Raw genomic sequence first — 16,186 nt, forward strand, 5'->3', positions numbered from 1 at the left:
TACGATATACAACTACCATTAAATAACGCCCCCAGCCCGCAGCAGTTCACGCCAATTGTAGAGGCAAAATGCTTTTAATAGTGGAGGATTGACTGCCTCAACCATGAAGGGATGGAGCGGCAACATAATGAGGATTGACCTAAATCGCCGCAAATCCGTGGTTCAAGGAATCGATCCAAACGTGCTTGCATCATACGTGGGCGGGCGAGGGCTCGCGGTGAAAATACTGTGGGATGAATTGGAGCCGGGCACCGATCCCCTCTCGCCTGCCAATAAATTGGTGCTGGCCGTGGGGCCAGTCACAGCTTACCCAGGCCCGAATACGGGCAAGTTGGTGGTGGCAGCCAAGAGCCCCCTCACCGGAGGCTACGGCGATGGCAACATAGGTTCCTGGGTCTCCGTCCAAATGAGGAGGGCCAACCTAGATGCTATAGTTATAGAGGGCAAGGCCGAGAAACCCACGTATCTATACATCGAGAACGATAAGGTAGAATTCATGGATGCAAGCGATATATGGGGCCTGGACACTTTCGAGGCAGAGGACCGGCTTAGGCAGGTACACGGCAACAACGCGGGTTACCTATTGATAGGACCGGCAGGCGAGCGGCTGGTCAAGTTCGCCACGGTGATAGCCCAGAAGGGCAGGAGCGGGGGCAGGCCTGGCATGGGTGCCGTAATGGGGAGCAAAATGATAAAGGCCGTTGTAGTGAAGGGAACTAAGTCCTTGCCGCAGCCAGCGGATCCAGCCTTGTCTAAGATAGGGGTGGATGCCATAGTGGCCACTAAATCCAAGCAGGGATACCCGTTCTGGATGAGGCAGGGAACCACGGCCACGGTTGAGTGGGCCCAGGAGGCAAGCGTCCTGCCCACATATAATTACTCGGAGGGGCAGTTCGATTACTTCGATAAGATAGGGGGCTTCATGGTGGAGAAGAATAAAGTGATGACCAGATCATGCCCCAACTGCGTCATGCCTTGCGGCCACGTGGTTAAGGATTTGGAGGCCCAATTATCGGAGCTGGACTACGAGAACATAGCGATGCTGGGCAGTAACCTGGGCATGGACTCCCTCGACAAGGCCGCTTACCTCAACAGGCTGGCAGACATGATGGGAATGGACACCATAAGCCTGGGCGGCACCTTGAGCTGGGCAATGGAGGCCAGCGAGAAGGGACTCTTGAGAGGCGAGAGACTGGAGTGGGGCGACGTCAAGGCAGCCGCGCGGATAGTGGTGGAGATAGCGCAGAGATCAAGCGAGATAGGCGATTTATTGGCGGATGGCTCCAGAATGGCGGCCCAGAGAATCGGTCATGATTCGTGGAAGTTCTCCATGTCGGTCAAGGGGCTCGAGGTCAGCGCGTATGATTGCCACGCGGCCCCCGGCATGGCGCTGGCCTTCGGCACATCACCAATAGGGGCAAGCCATAAGGATTCATGGGTGATCTCGTGGGAGGTCCAGACGGGAAGGGATAGCTATGCTCCCGAGAAGGCGGCTAAGGTCATAGAGCTTCAACGGATAAGGGGAGGATGGTTTGAATCAATGGTGGGTTGCAGGTTCCCCTGGGTCGAGGTGGGGTTGGAGTTTGACTGGTACTCCCGCCTATTCAAGGCAGCCACCGGCATGGATCTAAACCTGGCCAATATGGCGGATAGAATATATGCATTGATTAGGGCATTCTGGATACGCGAGTATGGGGGGTGGAGCAGGGAGTATGACTACCCGCCCAGGAAGTGGTTCGAGCAACCCCTAACCAAGGGACCGCTGAAGGGCGCTAGGCTGAGGCTGGATGCGTATGATTCACTGTTAACGGAGTACTACAGGCAGCGGGGTTGGGACGAGAATGGCGTGCCCACCAAGGAGACCCTGAAGAGCCTCGGCTTGGAGTTCACAATACCGACCCTGAGCAAGTACGTGAAACTGAATTAAGGCATCATAAAAAGCATAGGATCCATTCTACTCTATCATGCCAGTATAACTGCGTTTCGGCCTAATGGCTGAGCCCGTCGACGCCTCCAACATGTTCTTCATAAGTGAAGGACACGATAAATCTATACCATTTGGAAATATAAACGCAGGGGGAAGGCGAGGAACTTATTTTTGCCTAATTACTGCTCCTGTATCCTGCTCACAGCCTCCTTCGTGGCGTTGAGCACCCTTATGCCCTTCTCGGTCGCCTTTCGTATTATCTCTATTCTCTTGCGTAGGCCTATTGTTCTGGCTATCCTAATCGCTTGCCTGCGCGGGTCTATGGAATCCAGCTCCTTCACGTTGTGAACAATAACCTCCTCGTAGCCCGTCGGGTGAAGACCCCTAACTAGCTTGGGCTTTCCATAGCCCGACTTAACCAATGGTGGGTACCCCTTGCGCTGCTTCTTTATCTTGTTGTCAAGAGACTTCGGCCGTCTCCAAGCGCCTTGAAGCTTCCTGTTAAGCCATGAATTCATCCTCATCCACTTGGGTTCTCGCCGCTCCATTAATAGCCTCAACCTAATCAGCCGGGCCTCCGCGGGACTCAGCTCCGGCCTCTTCTTGCCTAGCTCCCGCAACTTGTCCTGGATGGACCGTTGAGCATCATCAGCCATAGCAACTCGGCCTCTTTTCCGTTTAAAAATATGTCGCCTCGAGACCGTGGATTGGAGGCTGGGAGCGCCGAAAGATTTGACTAGCCTCGTTTATGGTCTAGAATCACTATGTTTATTAATCGGGAAACGCATATAACCCATGGATGAGCCGGTGAGGACCATCATGGATGAAGTGGGGAGGCACGTGTATAATAAGGCATATTTGACTCTTCTAACGGCCAGGGGAGAGGCAAGCAAGTGGAGGCTGAGGCGCGTCAACGGTAGGGTGCAGTTCAGTGATAGGTATGAGGCTGAATTCTTCGCCGAGACCGTGATGGACGCGCTTCACGATGGTTTTCTCGTGATGGTTCTACGCAGCTTCACTGGAGAGAGGAGGAGCGGGAGAATAATAAAGGAGCTCAGGGCGTATAGGGTGACCAGGAGGGGGGGTATAGTGATCAGCAAGGTACCAATGGATGAATTGATAACTTCCATGAACGTGAACAGCATGACGGGGGAATTAATGCAGCCGGAGCCGTTCGTTAAGTATTGCGTGGACGATGAGTGCATATCCAGCGATGAAATAGATGAAAGGGATTTGGAGGTGTACATTAGGAACATAAAGAAGTGGATAAACTAGTGCCTTCCGTCCTTCACCTCCACGCGCAGCCCGCATTATGATTGGATGTCGGCAGCATTCTTAATCACGTTAAGGATAATCCATAGATCCTCTCAATATTTTCCTTGCAGATGGTATCCAGGAATTTCTCCTCAATCAATCCAGTGCTCACGTACTCCCTGAGTTTCTTGGCCATGGTCCAAGGAGGTATCACGCTGCCCGTTCGCTTCACATCATCGGCGAAATCGCTCTCAACAACGAAGATGGGGCCCAACGGCACCGATGCCTCGAACTCGCCCTTTCTACCAACCGGCACTGACGGCGTTAACCCACGAGATGCCGCTGGCCCAACCATGTCCGGCGCAGCGTGATGCAGTATCACCTTATGGCTCTTTATATTGGCCCTCCTAGCCAATTCTGCAATAGACTCAACGGTCTCCGCCCCCCTCCGTTCCAAATGAAGTTGAACCACTGCATCCAAGTCGCGCGCGGCCTCGAAGGCGTGCAATATAACATCATTGCATAGATCCACCACCTCAGTCCCCACGTCCCAGTGTGGGCGCCCTACCTCCCCTATGCCCACGGCCTCGCCCTGCCTTATCAAGCGAGCCGCTAAGTCTATAGCCTTGAACATGTGATCCCTAACTTCATTCCTCCCCCACCCCCGCTCCAGCAGTGCATTGCACTCAGCTGGGTGAACCCCTATCACTGCCACCGACTTAACGCCGGCCTCGCTTACCATTCGGGATGACTCTATCGTTAACTTGAACAGCTTCTCCACGTCGCTTAGATCACCCACGTTGAGCCCGAAGTCAACTGTCAGCAAGCTGACCACCACCATGAACGAGCCGCCCCTCGACGCAAACCGCCTCGCCACCTCCCTGGGCCCCAAGCCGCCGACTGGGTTCACGTGTCCGTGATTGTCGCTGATGAACACGCTGAGAATGGATGGGCAGCGTTAAAAAACCTCCGCCTCACAGTAGGCCAGTGAGCGAGGGGGAAGAGATAGAGGAGGAATTATTGAGGCTGGTGGAGGAGACGCAGCTCATTGATGCTGGAAATGGCCTTGCCATATACGTTGACGCGGAGATCCCCAACTGCAATGACTTCACCGTGGTTCCCATATATCATGTGTTCGAGGATGCTGCAATTCTGGAAATATGGGTGGAATGCCATGGACCTCCCATGAGGTTCGCCTTGATAGATGAGGTGAAGGAACACGTCGATGCTGTTAATGAATGGATAACTAAAGGCCGAATGCTCCTCGCGTTCAGAAGCGAATTGATAAGCCTACCGCTGCCTCCAAACGTGAAGCCCATGATGCTATTTACCCGCGTCGCCGGGCCAGGCAAGGACCTTAGCGCTTAGGTAATCATCCAAGCCATTCCTCAAGTACTTTATCTCCCCCATATTTATCACAGGTTTATTGACTCTGTCCAAATCATCGAACCCCAACCTTGGGCACGCGGTGTTTATCACGGCATCGACGCTCAATTCATTTATTAGATCTGGGCCCACCTCATCCCCATACACCAAGAATGAATCTATCCCATTACTTCTCAGGTAGGCAAGCACGTCGTTCACGCGCATCTCCATGGATTGCCCAGGCTTTCCTGTCAGGATAACGGCTACCCGCTTGGCCTCGCGGGCCTTAATCAATGCACTAACCTTCATGGCCAGAAACCTCCTGTACTCTCGATCTATGTCCTCTACGGTTATCCTATGGGGATCTATGGCCAGCACCCTGGCGTTCGGATTCACTAGCTTCACGGTCATGGAGTAGAACAGGCCCCCAGCAACGACGCCAGCACCGTCCACCTTCAATGGAAAGAAGCAGCCCGTGAACGGGCCGAAGAGCTGCGCGCCCAGGACCGCCGCCAAGTGATCAGCGTATAGCTTATACGGCAATGCGTATGCGATTAGCTTCGGAGCGCCGGCTTGCCTTAACTTGCTAATCAATGCCTCCTCCACCTCCGGATCGGGCTCGTAATACGCGGGAACCAGATATATAGTGGAATCCTTGAACTTAATTATGGTCAACCCCCCTCCCCTGTCTATGGATGCACCATTCATTCTCAAGATGCCCTCTATGTTGGGGGGAAGAGCGTGGCCTATGTGAATTATGGACGTGCCGGGCGTGGGCGTTATATCGCATGACCCCCAAGTATTCCTGCCGCTCACCATGGCTCTCCCGCTCCCCAGCATCCTGGACACCTCAACCGCGACACCGCGCAGCCCGGTGGGCGCCTCTATTATGATCCTTCCATCGCTGCGCCTCAGCAAGTCCAACACCTCCTCGAGTCCCTCCAATAGAACCCCATTAATCAGCATATGGTCCCTCCTCACCCCTCATGGCATATCCGTTGCTCATCATCGCGCTGAAAAGCAAGTGAGGCTTAATAATGCTTCGGGCATGCTTATTGATTTTTCTCTATCATAATTGATTATAGCCCGCCTCCAAAATAATTTAAAAGGGAATGCAGCCGCATTAGATGGGCCGGGTCCGAGGGGATCGCCTACCCCTCCCCCTTCCGGGGCCGTAGGTTAAGCGGGGACCGAAACCCTTCCCTGGCGGTGGTGATGGCGCGGCATCGAGGGGTTGCCGGCGATGAAGGCTAGCCCCCTGGAACGTCCATCCCCGGACCCATTCGCCGTAGGGCGGGTCGGGATCCGGGCACGCGGCGAAGTGGGTCAGGCCCGGGAGGGAGCAGCCCTAAGTCGCGGTGGGCGTGTTCAGGGGTCCACTGGCTTGATGCTGGGCGCTCCGCCGGCGCCGCGCCTAGCCGCTGCTTGGGAGGGGGTTGGGCCCATTCGACTCCGAACGAAGAAAAGCAATTAATCGGCAACCCGGAGGGAGAGTGGCCATGGAGTTAGGCAATTATCCCGTCTATCCACCAACCGATCCGGAGTTCGAGAAACCGCCCAAAAAGGATAGATATGATGTAGTGATAATAGGCGCTGGAGGGGGAGGTTATCATGGTTCATTCGAGCTAAGCAAGGGCGGGTTGAGGGCATTGATGATAGACGATAAGGGCAATCTAGGCGGCTCCTGCCTATATGAGGGGTGCATTCCCTCCAAGGCCGTTAGGATGGGCATACACCTCCTCAATAACCTGAGGAACATGTTGACCGCTGTTGGGAACAATGATATAAATGGAGTTAGATTGACGTGGGAGAACTTGCTGGACAACAAGGACTGGGTGCAGGAACTTCGATACCACCAACACGTAAGGGAGGTTAAAGAGCATGCCCCGCTTGAGCTCGTCAAGGGCATTGCAACTATACTGGACAATAATAAGGTAAAAATAAGCGGAGCGGGCTGGAGCAAGGAAGTAGAGGCTGGGCGATTATTGGTGGCCACAGGTTCGATTCCCATCAAGCTACCAATACCGGGCAGCGATTTATCCATTGGAAGCATGGAGCTCTTCGGATACAAGACCGGCCACAGGAAGCTGCCGGGCAGCGTCGTGGTGATCGGGGGAGGCTATATAGGGGTGGAGGTCGCGTTCATGCTGAGTCGCCTCGGGGTTAAGGTAACCATCGTGGAGATGCTGCCCAGGATACTGAATGGGTGGAGCAATGACGTCGTGACCGAGATAGAGCGGAGCCTCGAGAGGAGCGGGGTGACCGTATTGACTAATTCTAAAGTAGCGGCAATACGGGAGGACGGCGGCGAGAAGCTGGTTGAGTACGATTCCCCGAGCGGGAGGAGAACCATTAAGGGAGGGGAGGTCATCATGGCGGTGGGCAGGAAGCCATACGTGGAGGGATTGGATGGGTTGGGAATAGTTGAGAAGGGGCGGGTAAGCGTTGAGTCCACCATGATGACCAAGTTACCCAATGTATATGCGGCTGGCGACGTCACGGGCCAATACATGCTGTTCCACGCCGCAGTTAAGGAATCAACCATAGCTGCATGGAACATGCTGCACGGCACGCCCATATACGAGGTTAACTTCAACTCCATTCCAGTCACAATATTCAGCGAGCCGGAGGCGGCGGTCGTTGGGTTGACTGAGGACGTAGCCAAGGCCAGGGGAGTGCCCTACGTCACGGTGAAGTACCCGCTTGAGGACGACGCGTACGCCCAGATATTGAGGGCTAGGGAGGGGTGGCTTAAGTTAATAATAGAGAGGGACACTCAAAGGATCATAGGCGGCGAAATAGTGGGCGAGGACGCGTCGCTGATAATAAACGAGGTGGCCTTGGCCGTCGCCACCAATGCGCGCGTGAAGGACCTATCGCTGCTAGCCCATGCCCACCCAACAATATTCGAATCGGTGGATAGGGCTGCTATACGTTTCAAGCTGTGAGGGATGAACGTGGATGAGCGGCTCAGGGCAGTTCTATTGGATAGGCGGTTAATGGCCGTCATGATTCACCTAAAGAGGGCCAACGTTGATTATGGGAAATCCATAATGAAGGACACCAAGATCCCGCTCCCTGACGTCATATCAATACTGGATGAGCTTGAGAGGAGGGGATTGGTTGAGAGAATAGACAAGCCGGTGCTTAAGAATACCTATGCTAAATTCAAGAGGAAGCACGAGGTGAGGAAGCACCACGTTTACTACACGCTGAGCCGAGACGGGGAGCTGATTCTAAGGCGCGTGGAGCGGGAGCTCCCCAACCTATACGCGGAATTAATAGTGGATGATGAGGAGTTGAGGAGTTCCTGGACTAAGTTCATAAATGGAACCGCGGGCCCAAGCGATGTCTCCAGGCTGGAGAGAGCTGGATTGGTAATCAATGGATCCCTGAGCGGCGTGGGAGTTAAGGTTAAGGACCTACTCAACAGCAAAGCGAAATGACGCGGGCCCGACGCAAAGCCTTAAAAATCGTGGCCAACTAAAGGAGGGCAGTGATGACCTAAAAAAGTCGGTAATTGGTGACGAGTTTGCCGAGTGCTGATCAAACGTTTAAAGCTTGTTGCTGATCTCCACTCCCTACTAGGCAGGGCTGGATGTTATTCCTGACCTCCTCCCCGCCCTAGTGGGTTTCCCTCTGGGCGGTTCATTGGTTCGTGGTGCACCGCCTTCACCCTCACCGCTTCACAGCTGGCGGGTGCGTAAAGCACCCACCCCGCTCCGCTCGTCCAGCGGTGAACCACGGGCTGGGTCTTCAACCCATTACCCCTATCCCTCACCGAGGGGAGCCCCCCACCCCCAGATCCCAGGGACTCGGGGATATGTAGGATGTTCATCGACCCATTCAAGTCCGCATTTACAACCTTCCCCATGCGGGGACACTTCTCCTCGATTAGTGAGAAGAAGCTTCTCCAGTCCTCAGCGTTCTTCCTAGCCACCTGCTGGGCATTGACCTTCAGCGCTTGTTTGTACTTCTCGTAGACCTCCTTTTCTGTCTTAGCAAAGTCTACTCTCTCCCCTTCCTTGTACTGTCACATTCTTAACCAGTTCACCTCGTTCCAACACTTGGCTGTTGCTATAGCCAGTTCCTTTAGCTTCTCGTGGGTGTTCCTGTCCGCGATGAGCTTAACCACGTTAGTTCTCTTCATTGTTGGCATTTCCTATATACCTCAATCAACCTCCTAATCACATCATCATAAGTCTCCCTAGGATGAACCTTCAACCCCCTCAACTCCTCCTTAACCTCCCTACTAACCCTAATCGGCTCAGTGACGGGCATACTACAGAGGTAGCGGGCAGTAGCTTAAAACCTAACCCCACCTCAAAAGGCGAGGCTTGTCGATTTTGTCATGAATAGCCGTCCAGGGTGGTCTCGGCAATATCAAACGCATACGCGGCTATTCTTCCAAGCGACTCTATGACTAATAACGCGAATCCGCGGGAGTCGGCGGGCACGTCGTGCATGGATGTCATGGCCTCCATCCTCTCGTTAAGCAGCACGTTTCTTTGGTTTAATATCTTCATCGCTATTTCCGTGTCCTTACCTATGAAGGCGTTGAGGGCGGCATTGCTTAGCTCCAGCACCTTAAATCCCAGCTCCTTTATGGCGCCAATGGCTGGTCCAGCCAAGACTAGGTTGGGCGCCCACTGCGCTATTCTCCACGCGTGATCCCCGCTCCTCTCAACCGACTTGGCGACCAGCAAATAGGGTGTGAGTTCCATTCTATTTTCAAGGGATACGGACTTAAGCTGGATTGTCCCGGCTATCGCCATGTTTATCAATCTATGGATCAATAAGTAAGTCTTGTCCACCTCATCATCGCGGGCAGTCACGTCCTCAGCCAACTCACCATCGCTGTTCCCTATCAAGTCGAGCGAGTCACGAAGCATCCCCCTCACCGTTAGCCACATCCTGCTCATCAACTTGCCCAGCGGCAGCTGCGTTTGGAGGGATAACACCTTAACGTGCGCCTCGGCCGGTGATTCCTCTATCAATTCCACTCCTGCCAGCTTAACCTTAATGGACCGGAACAAATGCTCCTTCACCGATGGATTCACAGCATCGAATTTGATAATCATGGACTCATCGCCCCTCAAATACGAGCTTATCACCATCCTCAACACCTCATCCACCGTGGACGACGACATCACGTGTATGCTGCTGGTCCTAACGGCTTCCCTACCCATCGATCTTATCAATATCCCATCATCCCTCAACTCCAAGTAAACCGGCGACCCAGGCTCAACCCCTATTGAGCTGGCCCACGCCTTAGGAATAGTAATTCCCAGAGACGACTTACCCAGTGACTGGGCCTTCCTCACCTCAACCCGCCGCGATCCCTTATCCGGCATTAAGACTCAGCAATTCCCTTGCCTTGCCTATTTAAACAATATCCCTTTCAGGGAAGGAAGAAAACAAGGAAGATTGATTAGTCAAAAAGAGAGGCGATTCACGGTTATTCCTGCTTGCCCTCCTTATTTTCGGCCTCCTCCTTGATTGGCTTGATGGATTGAGCCCTGCGTATCACGTCGTCTATATTGATGGAACCGTGATCGCTCTTGGATGGATCCACCGCATCATCTCCATACTTGAATTGAATTATTAAGTCCGAGGATGTCCTGACGGTTCCATCATATGACACGTACATGTCCTGCATCGCATTTATCAACCTACGCTGGGCGTAGCCGCTCTGCGACGTCCTGACCGCGGTATCCACCAATCCATCCCTGCCGCTCGCCGCGTGGAAGAAGTACTCTATTGGGGTTAATCCAAGCCTCAGATTGGACCTGACGTAGCCCCTCGCCTCTGGTCCCAGGTCGCCCTGCTCGAAGTGAGGAAGCGTTCTGTTGAGGAAGCCCCTCTTGAACCTCTCCCCCCTCACGGTCTGCTGCCCCAGCAGCGCCATCATTTGGGTCAGGTTTACCAGGCTTCCCCTGGCCCCGGTCTTCGCCATTATGTAGGCGTCCGAGTCCTTATCAACGTATTTATCTATTATGGCGGCCGCCTCCTCCCTTATCTTTGATAACAGTATCGTTATTCTATTCTCCAGCGTTTCCTCAACTGTGTAGCCTGGATCCGCCTCCAGGGTCTTGGCATAGAACTTAGACAAGAGATCCTTAACGTCCTCCTCATACTTATTCTCTATCTCCCTTATCTCCCGGAACGCCTCCTCCCCCAGCTCTAGGGAGTCCATGCCTATGGTGAATCCCCTCAAGTCGACGAATCTCATTATCATCCTAAGCGTGGAGTCCAGCCATTGCCTGGCCACGTCGCCTCCATACCTCTTCACTATGGTGTGCCAGAGCGAATTGACCTGCTCCGCTCCGATGGATTTCTTATCAAGAACGCCGGTCGCCATGTAGCCGTTAACCACCACTATGAATTCATCGGTGAGGCAGTCATTTGCGTCCTTGCAGGTAGACCTCATGGCGGTGGGCTGCGTCCAATTCAAGTCCTTCGGCAGCAGCATTGATATTACCTGCTTCCCGGTCCAAAGCTTCTCTGGGTAGAGTATGGCGGGCTCCATTACCTCTCCATCATAGTTGGCCGCGGCCAGCAGGTACATCAACTGCTCCTTGTTTATCAACGTATCCTTCCTGCTAAGCAGGTAACCGCTGGTTATATAGTCCTGTCTTGCCCCTATTATAGGCCCGCCGTATCTGGGCGTTATTATGTGGTTCTGCACCAACATCAATAACCTAGCCTCCGCCCTGGCCTCCTCGGTCTGGGGAACGTGGAGGTTCATCTCATCCCCATCGAAGTCGGCGTTGTAGGGTGGGCAAACCGCCAAGTGAAGCCTAAACGTCCTGCCGGGCAGCACCTTGGCTATGTGGCCCATTATCGACATCCTGTGAAGGCTCGGCTGCCTGTTGAAGAGAACTATATCCCCATCTATCAAATGCCTGTAAACTATGGAGCCGGGGGTTATGGACTTGGCCACCTCCGTCCTATCCCTCACGTACTTCAGATTCCGCTTCCTGCCGTCAGACCCAACTATCTCTATCGCGCCGGGCCATATCTCGGGCCCATTCACCACTAATTGCCTCACCTTATCTATGTTCCACTCAGTGACGTACTCCGGCACCGTCAACTCCTTGGCTATATCTATCGGCACCCCCACCTCGTTTATGCTTATGTTGGGATCAGGGCTTATCACGGTCCTAGCGGAGAAGTCGACTCTCTTGCCGGATAAGCTTCCCCTGAAGCGCCCCTCCTTTCCCTTCAATCTCTGGGCTAGTGTCTTCAAAGGCCTCCCGCCTCTATGCTTGGCTTGGGGAAGGCCGGGCAATTCATTGTTGAAGTAGGTGGAGACGTGGTATTGAAGCAGGTTCCAGACGTCGTCTACCATCATTGATGGGGAGCCGGACTCTATAGCGTTCCTCAGCTTCTCGTTGGTCCTCACTATCTCCACCAACTTATGCGTCAAGTCGTCGACGCTCATTTGGCCGTTTGGCAATTGAATTGATGGACGAACCTGGGGCGGGGGCACAGGTATTACGGTGAGTATAGCCCACTCCGGCCTGGCCGATGATGGATCCACCCCAAGCACCTCCAGGTCGGAGTCCGGTATCTTCTCCAGCCTCTCCCTTATCTTGACGGGATCCATCTTCACCTCCACGTGGTTCTCCGTCTCCTCGTAGAAATCCGTGGGCCTCTCCAGCCTTATCCTCAACTGCTTGGCACCGCAGTGGGGGCAAGTGTCCCTGCTAATGGCTTTCTTCACTATCTTCGCTATCACCCTATCCCTAGTTAAGTGCCAATGCTTCTTAAGCCGGGCCAGCCTAGTCCTGTACCTGCTTATCTCCTCGTCCGTCAACAATGCGCGGCCGCACTCTCTGCACGTCGCCCTTAATAGATCGTGAATCGGCTTGGCGAATTCAGGATGTATGACGGGCCTGGCCAGCTCTATTCTGCCGAAATGCCCCGGGCACCTGCTGTAATCATTGCCGCAAGTATCGCAGACGGCCTCCGGCTCTGCGACGCCCAGCCTCTTATCCATTATTCCGCCCTTGACTGGATTGCCTGCCTCATCGTAGGTCTCGGAGGTCGTTATCTCCATAACCGACATGCGCCTAATTGTGTCGGGCGACAGTATCCCAAACCTTATCCTGCTCAGCGACTTGGAAGGAATATCCCTCTCCGTTGATTTGGGTTGATTCAATGACATCTACGGCAACCATATGCTTAACCCAGTTTATAAACTTTAATCACAGGAACCCGAAACTATCGGCTAGGAGAATAAAAGGATTGCTATAATGATGCCGAGCAACTCATGAAGACCGCTCACCGATGCCACCCAACGCGATCCATGAATGCAACAATCAAGGCCAGCAGGGACGGGATGGAAACGACGAGCCCTATTAACACGCCGCCCACGCCTCCAGCCCCGCCGGCGGCGGTCAAGGAGGGCGGCGTGACCTCTGCGTCTATCCATCCATCGCCATCAACAAACGCCTCCAGCCAAGCATGGTAATCCAACCCACTCGCCCGCCCGTTCTGGATGATGTAGCCCACGGCCACCTCCGCGCTCAACCCCTCCTCCTCCAACGCATGGGCCGCGTATATGGCGTAATCGCTGCACCAACCCGTGCGGTATGCTGGAACGCCGGTGATTGGGTTGGCATACGGCACCGAGATAGAGTAAGAGTACCTGCCGCTGAACCTGAGGCCTTGGATCAAGTCATTAATGGGGCCAAGCGATGCATTGACCGGCGAACAGACCTGAACCGAGTATAAGGCCGATCTTACGGGGGCAAGCGGCACCACCACGTAATCCGGCCCAAGAACCTCTATCGGCACGCTGGGAACTGTGCTCACCAATGTAATGCGACCGGTTACCTTTGTTATGGATGGACCGGCGTTAACGTAGACGGGCAGCGGAATCACTTGGGGAGGGGAGGGGAACGAGATTGATATGTAGGTGGTGGAGCAATTGATGCCGCTTCCAAAATCAACAGAGTAGGGCGGGTAACCCAGGTAAGTCACGTTGCGGCTCGGGCCTGTTAATTCGCCGTTGCTCACCTTATTCACCGTGAATAGCCTTAGGTAGAAATCGGACGAGGCGTTTGTGAACGCGTAGACGCTGCTCGACTCATTGAGGGGGGGAGATAGGGGCGCCGTCAAGCCCTGCTGCGCGGAGGGGGAGGGGATGAAGTAGATTATTCTGAGCGAGCCGTTGGTCAGCAAGCCTATCGTTGCCCCGCTCGAATTCACGCTCATCAATACATAGGAGCCATTCCCCAGCGGCTCCCCAACCCAAGCCCTGCCCCCCACCACGAAGATCGTGGATCCGTTTGCTTGGGTAACCATCAGGGAGCTTAAGGCAAAGAGCAGGGCAAGCAGCACTTGCCTAAGGCTCCGGCCGGGATAAAAACCTAAGCCCGACACTCATTATGCTCGATTGAACGAAGGGCTATGCAATGACTATTAATTTAAGCACTAGGTCGCCGATCAATAAGTAAATCACGTAGCCGAGGAACATGTAGGCTATGTACGGCATGTTGTAGCTGACCAGCACGTACTCCCTGCCCTCCGATGCCTGGGCCGCCTCATCGCTTATCCTGAGACTGAGCCTGCCCGGGGAGTAGGCCCACGGCTTTCTCCTCACAACTGATGAGCGCTCACAGGTGAGGAATAATAAATAGGCCAGCCGCCTGAGAGCGGAAGCACCGCTCATCTCAAGGCACTTCCCAGCCCTCACTGTATTCATAGCGATGTTCCATATTATGAATGGAGTTGTGAGAAGCATGCTGTTGATAAGCGAGGCTATCACTGGAGAGTTGAGGGCGGCGTACAGCGGCGTTGGGGGGAGGGCCGGCACCGTGGACGTGGATATCAGGGCTATCCCTATGGCGTCGGCCTCTCCCATGCTCTTCGTGACCCATATGATGGCTGCCAAGGCTATCCCTATGGCCGCATCCAGCACGTATAGATAAATAACTATGGGTGGCGATTTCGCGGCGGTCCATATAGCCAAGGCAACGCCGGGAGCGGCTATGAACCACGTCAAATCATTTATTACCCTGCCGCGTATGTCCTGGAACGCGGCTACCCCCAGCGATAGCACCATGAAGGCCGCAGCTGCCTCAGCCATCAACACAGCCTGCCCAACCTCTTCTTGAGGAGGTCTATGGGGTCGGTCCTGACCGGATCCACCCCCAGCTTCTCCGCCATGTGGAGAGTGGCCATTCCGAGAAGCGTTATCCCGTAAAGCTCCTTGGCAAGCAATCCATCGCCCTTAAGCTCCAACTTTACTGGGTCAGCGGAGAAGTCGGCGAAGACGGACTCCACTGCCTCCATGACGGGGTTGGGGCCAGCCTTTATCAGTACATGCTTTACCGAGTGCCTCATCATGAGGGTGACTATGTCGTTGTGATCCGCCTCCGGTATTGGAGCCACTATGGCGGGAGTTTTCGCGTTCTCGTTTAGGTCGTTCTTGAACCTGACGGCAACGCCTTGGACTCTGGAATCGATGAATATGTACGGCACGGCGCCGAGCAGCTGCTCCCCTACGTATTCGGCCAAGCTCACGTCTCTCAACGCCTCCTCCTGGGCGGCTATGCTCTCCTCCACCTCCTTTCCATTCACTCCAACAGCGTCATCTATTATGGACAGCGCGGCGTACAGCAGCTGCGGAAAGCCGAACCTGGGGGCAGTCGCCGTGGGCACCTGAACCACCTGAATGCCCAGCCTCCGGAACTCGCTCGCCATGATTCCCCCAGTCGTCACCCCTATCACGGCAGACCCCCTCTCCCTGGCGCACAGCGAGCTGCATATGGTCTCCGACGTGTTCCCGGAGTAGCTGATCGCTATCGTCAATGTGCTGGCGTCCACCCAATCAGGCACGGTTAGATCCTTCACCACGTGAATGGGAATCCTGCCCCCCAAGTAATCCCTCAACACATCGCCGACTATGCCTGATCCCCCCATTCCCGTTATCAATATTGAGGATGGGCGGGGAATAGGGCCTAACTTGATGGAACCATAGATGGACTTAGACGTCGTGGGCCACTGCCTGTAATCCAGTGGATTCATATAAACGCCGATCGGCCCGCCGTATTTAATTGTTGTCCGGAGAGCGGCGATGAAGCCCGGGGAGATGGGGGCGCGCATCCAGTAATTCAGGAGTTGAGGGAGGCAAGCCGGTCGAGGAGCGGAAACCATCGCCTCACACTGCGATTCGGCGAGCATGCCTTAGGTTTAGCCGTTATGGCCCGTGAATACCTTTTTAAAATGGGAGCCGCGATTACAATTAATGAGCATCAGGCAGTGCATAGTGATGACCCTTTTGTCATTTCTTAAGGCCGTCAGCCTTGATAAGCTAGGGGTGCTCTGCTTCATCGTGGATTACCTGGGCGGGTTCGAGGCGTTTTCCTGGAGCCTAGAGGGGGGTTCACCCATAAGTCCCGACTTCATAGACGCGGTGGAGGAGTTGAGGAGCAGCGGAGCCATAAGGATGAGCGGGGCCACCGTCTCCCTGGGAACTGAGCAGCCGAAGCTGGACTGTGGATGGATGGCCGATAAGGTTAGGCGGACTGCGGCCAGCGTCGTCTCGAACTACGCCCACTTGGATTTGGAGGAATTGATAAACGAGGCGGCATTCCTCTATCAGGACCAGCAGTGACCGAGGCAAGCGGA

15 protein-coding genes and 1 pseudogene are annotated in these 16,186 nt (G+C 54.4%); 6 read left to right on the forward strand and 10 right to left on the reverse strand.

Annotation, left to right across the window (positions count from 1 at the left end; genetic code table 11):
* Positions 1–103: 103 nt before the first annotated feature.
* Positions 104–1,927 carry an aldehyde ferredoxin oxidoreductase family protein gene (locus ACZ5ZS_RS05075; RefSeq protein WP_188596565.1) on the forward strand — a complete coding sequence of 608 codons (1,824 nt, stop codon included), beginning with the start codon at positions 104–106 and terminating at the stop codon, positions 1,925–1,927.
* Positions 1,928–2,106: 179 nt separating this feature from the next.
* On the opposite strand, the gene ACZ5ZS_RS05080 is transcribed toward ACZ5ZS_RS05075, so the two are convergent.
* On the reverse strand, positions 2,107–2,475 hold the full coding sequence (locus tag ACZ5ZS_RS05080; protein ID WP_464858604.1) for a 50S ribosomal protein L32e: 369 nt from the start codon (positions 2,473–2,475) through the stop codon (positions 2,107–2,109).
* A gap of 247 nt (positions 2,476–2,722) precedes the next feature.
* On the opposite strand from ACZ5ZS_RS05080, the gene ACZ5ZS_RS05085 reads away from it, so the two are divergent.
* Positions 2,723–3,202 (forward strand): hypothetical protein, encoded by a 480-nt coding sequence (locus ACZ5ZS_RS05085; protein WP_188596567.1) that lies wholly within the window; start codon positions 2,723–2,725, stop codon positions 3,200–3,202.
* 64 nt (positions 3,203–3,266) lie between these two features.
* Here the strand turns inward: ACZ5ZS_RS05085 and ACZ5ZS_RS05090 are convergent, their stop codons facing one another.
* A complete protein-coding gene (locus ACZ5ZS_RS05090) occupies positions 3,267–4,118 on the reverse strand; it encodes a TatD family hydrolase (RefSeq protein ID WP_188596568.1) in 852 nt (283 codons plus the stop codon).
* Between the two features lie 50 nt (positions 4,119–4,168).
* On the opposite strand from ACZ5ZS_RS05090, the gene ACZ5ZS_RS05095 reads away from it, so the two are divergent.
* Positions 4,169–4,549 carry a hypothetical protein gene (locus tag ACZ5ZS_RS05095; RefSeq protein WP_188596569.1) on the forward strand — a complete coding sequence of 127 codons (381 nt, stop codon included), beginning with the start codon at positions 4,169–4,171 and terminating at the stop codon, positions 4,547–4,549.
* On the opposite strand, the gene ACZ5ZS_RS05100 is transcribed toward ACZ5ZS_RS05095, so the two are convergent.
* Complete coding sequence (locus ACZ5ZS_RS05100; protein WP_188596570.1) at positions 4,505–5,512, reverse strand: diphthamide synthesis protein; 1,008 nt, start codon at positions 5,510–5,512, stop codon at positions 4,505–4,507. The genes ACZ5ZS_RS05095 and ACZ5ZS_RS05100 overlap by 45 nt on opposite strands.
* Before the next feature lie 533 nt (positions 5,513–6,045).
* Here ACZ5ZS_RS05100 and ACZ5ZS_RS05105 point away from each other — a divergent pair.
* Together ACZ5ZS_RS05105 and ACZ5ZS_RS05110 are read left to right on the forward strand one after the other, a co-directional pair.
* Positions 6,046–7,494, forward strand: a complete 1,449-nt coding sequence (locus ACZ5ZS_RS05105; protein WP_188596571.1) for a dihydrolipoyl dehydrogenase — start codon at positions 6,046–6,048, stop codon at positions 7,492–7,494.
* 9 nt (positions 7,495–7,503) lie between these two features.
* Positions 7,504–7,992 (forward strand): DUF2250 domain-containing protein, encoded by a 489-nt coding sequence (locus ACZ5ZS_RS05110; RefSeq protein ID WP_188596572.1) that lies wholly within the window; start codon positions 7,504–7,506, stop codon positions 7,990–7,992.
* 155 nt (positions 7,993–8,147) lie between these two features.
* On the opposite strand, the pseudogene ACZ5ZS_RS05115 reads toward ACZ5ZS_RS05110, so the two are convergent.
* The 7 genes and pseudogenes from ACZ5ZS_RS05115 to ACZ5ZS_RS05145 all read right to left on the reverse strand — a co-directional run bounded on the left by ACZ5ZS_RS05115 (position 8,148) and on the right by ACZ5ZS_RS05145 (position 15,583).
* Positions 8,148–8,696 (reverse strand): annotated as a pseudogene (locus ACZ5ZS_RS05115) (hypothetical protein).
* Positions 8,693–8,827, reverse strand: coding sequence for a DUF7557 family protein (locus ACZ5ZS_RS05120; RefSeq protein WP_268237972.1), 135 nt, complete (start codon positions 8,825–8,827; stop codon positions 8,693–8,695). The pseudogene ACZ5ZS_RS05115 and the gene ACZ5ZS_RS05120 overlap by 4 nt, the downstream one beginning before the upstream one ends.
* 68 nt (positions 8,828–8,895) lie before the next feature.
* On the reverse strand, positions 8,896–9,900 hold the full coding sequence (locus tag ACZ5ZS_RS05125; RefSeq protein WP_188596573.1) for a phosphate signaling complex PhoU family protein: 1,005 nt from the start codon (positions 9,898–9,900) through the stop codon (positions 8,896–8,898).
* 104 nt (positions 9,901–10,004) lie between these two features.
* Positions 10,005–12,716: a DNA-directed RNA polymerase subunit A' gene (gene rpoA1, locus ACZ5ZS_RS05130; RefSeq protein ID WP_188596574.1), complete on the reverse strand. Its 2,712-nt coding sequence runs from the start codon at positions 12,714–12,716 to the stop codon at positions 10,005–10,007.
* 116 nt (positions 12,717–12,832) lie between these two features.
* Positions 12,833–13,894 carry a transglutaminase-like domain-containing protein gene (locus tag ACZ5ZS_RS05135; protein WP_188596575.1) on the reverse strand — a complete coding sequence of 354 codons (1,062 nt, stop codon included), beginning with the start codon at positions 13,892–13,894 and terminating at the stop codon, positions 12,833–12,835.
* Positions 13,895–13,961: 67 nt separating this feature from the next.
* Positions 13,962–14,642, reverse strand: coding sequence for a hypothetical protein (locus ACZ5ZS_RS05140; RefSeq protein WP_188596576.1), 681 nt, complete (start codon positions 14,640–14,642; stop codon positions 13,962–13,964).
* Positions 14,642–15,583 carry an SIS domain-containing protein gene (locus ACZ5ZS_RS05145; protein WP_464858053.1) on the reverse strand — a complete coding sequence of 314 codons (942 nt, stop codon included), beginning with the start codon at positions 15,581–15,583 and terminating at the stop codon, positions 14,642–14,644. The genes ACZ5ZS_RS05140 and ACZ5ZS_RS05145 overlap by 1 nt, the downstream gene beginning before the upstream one ends.
* A gap of 220 nt (positions 15,584–15,803) precedes the next feature.
* Between ACZ5ZS_RS05145 and ACZ5ZS_RS05150 the strand changes: the two genes are divergently transcribed.
* Positions 15,804–16,172 (forward strand): hypothetical protein, encoded by a 369-nt coding sequence (locus ACZ5ZS_RS05150; protein WP_188596578.1) that lies wholly within the window; start codon positions 15,804–15,806, stop codon positions 16,170–16,172.
* Positions 16,173–16,186: the final 14 nt, after the last annotated feature.

Source organism: Thermocladium modestius, from assembly GCF_055398215.1.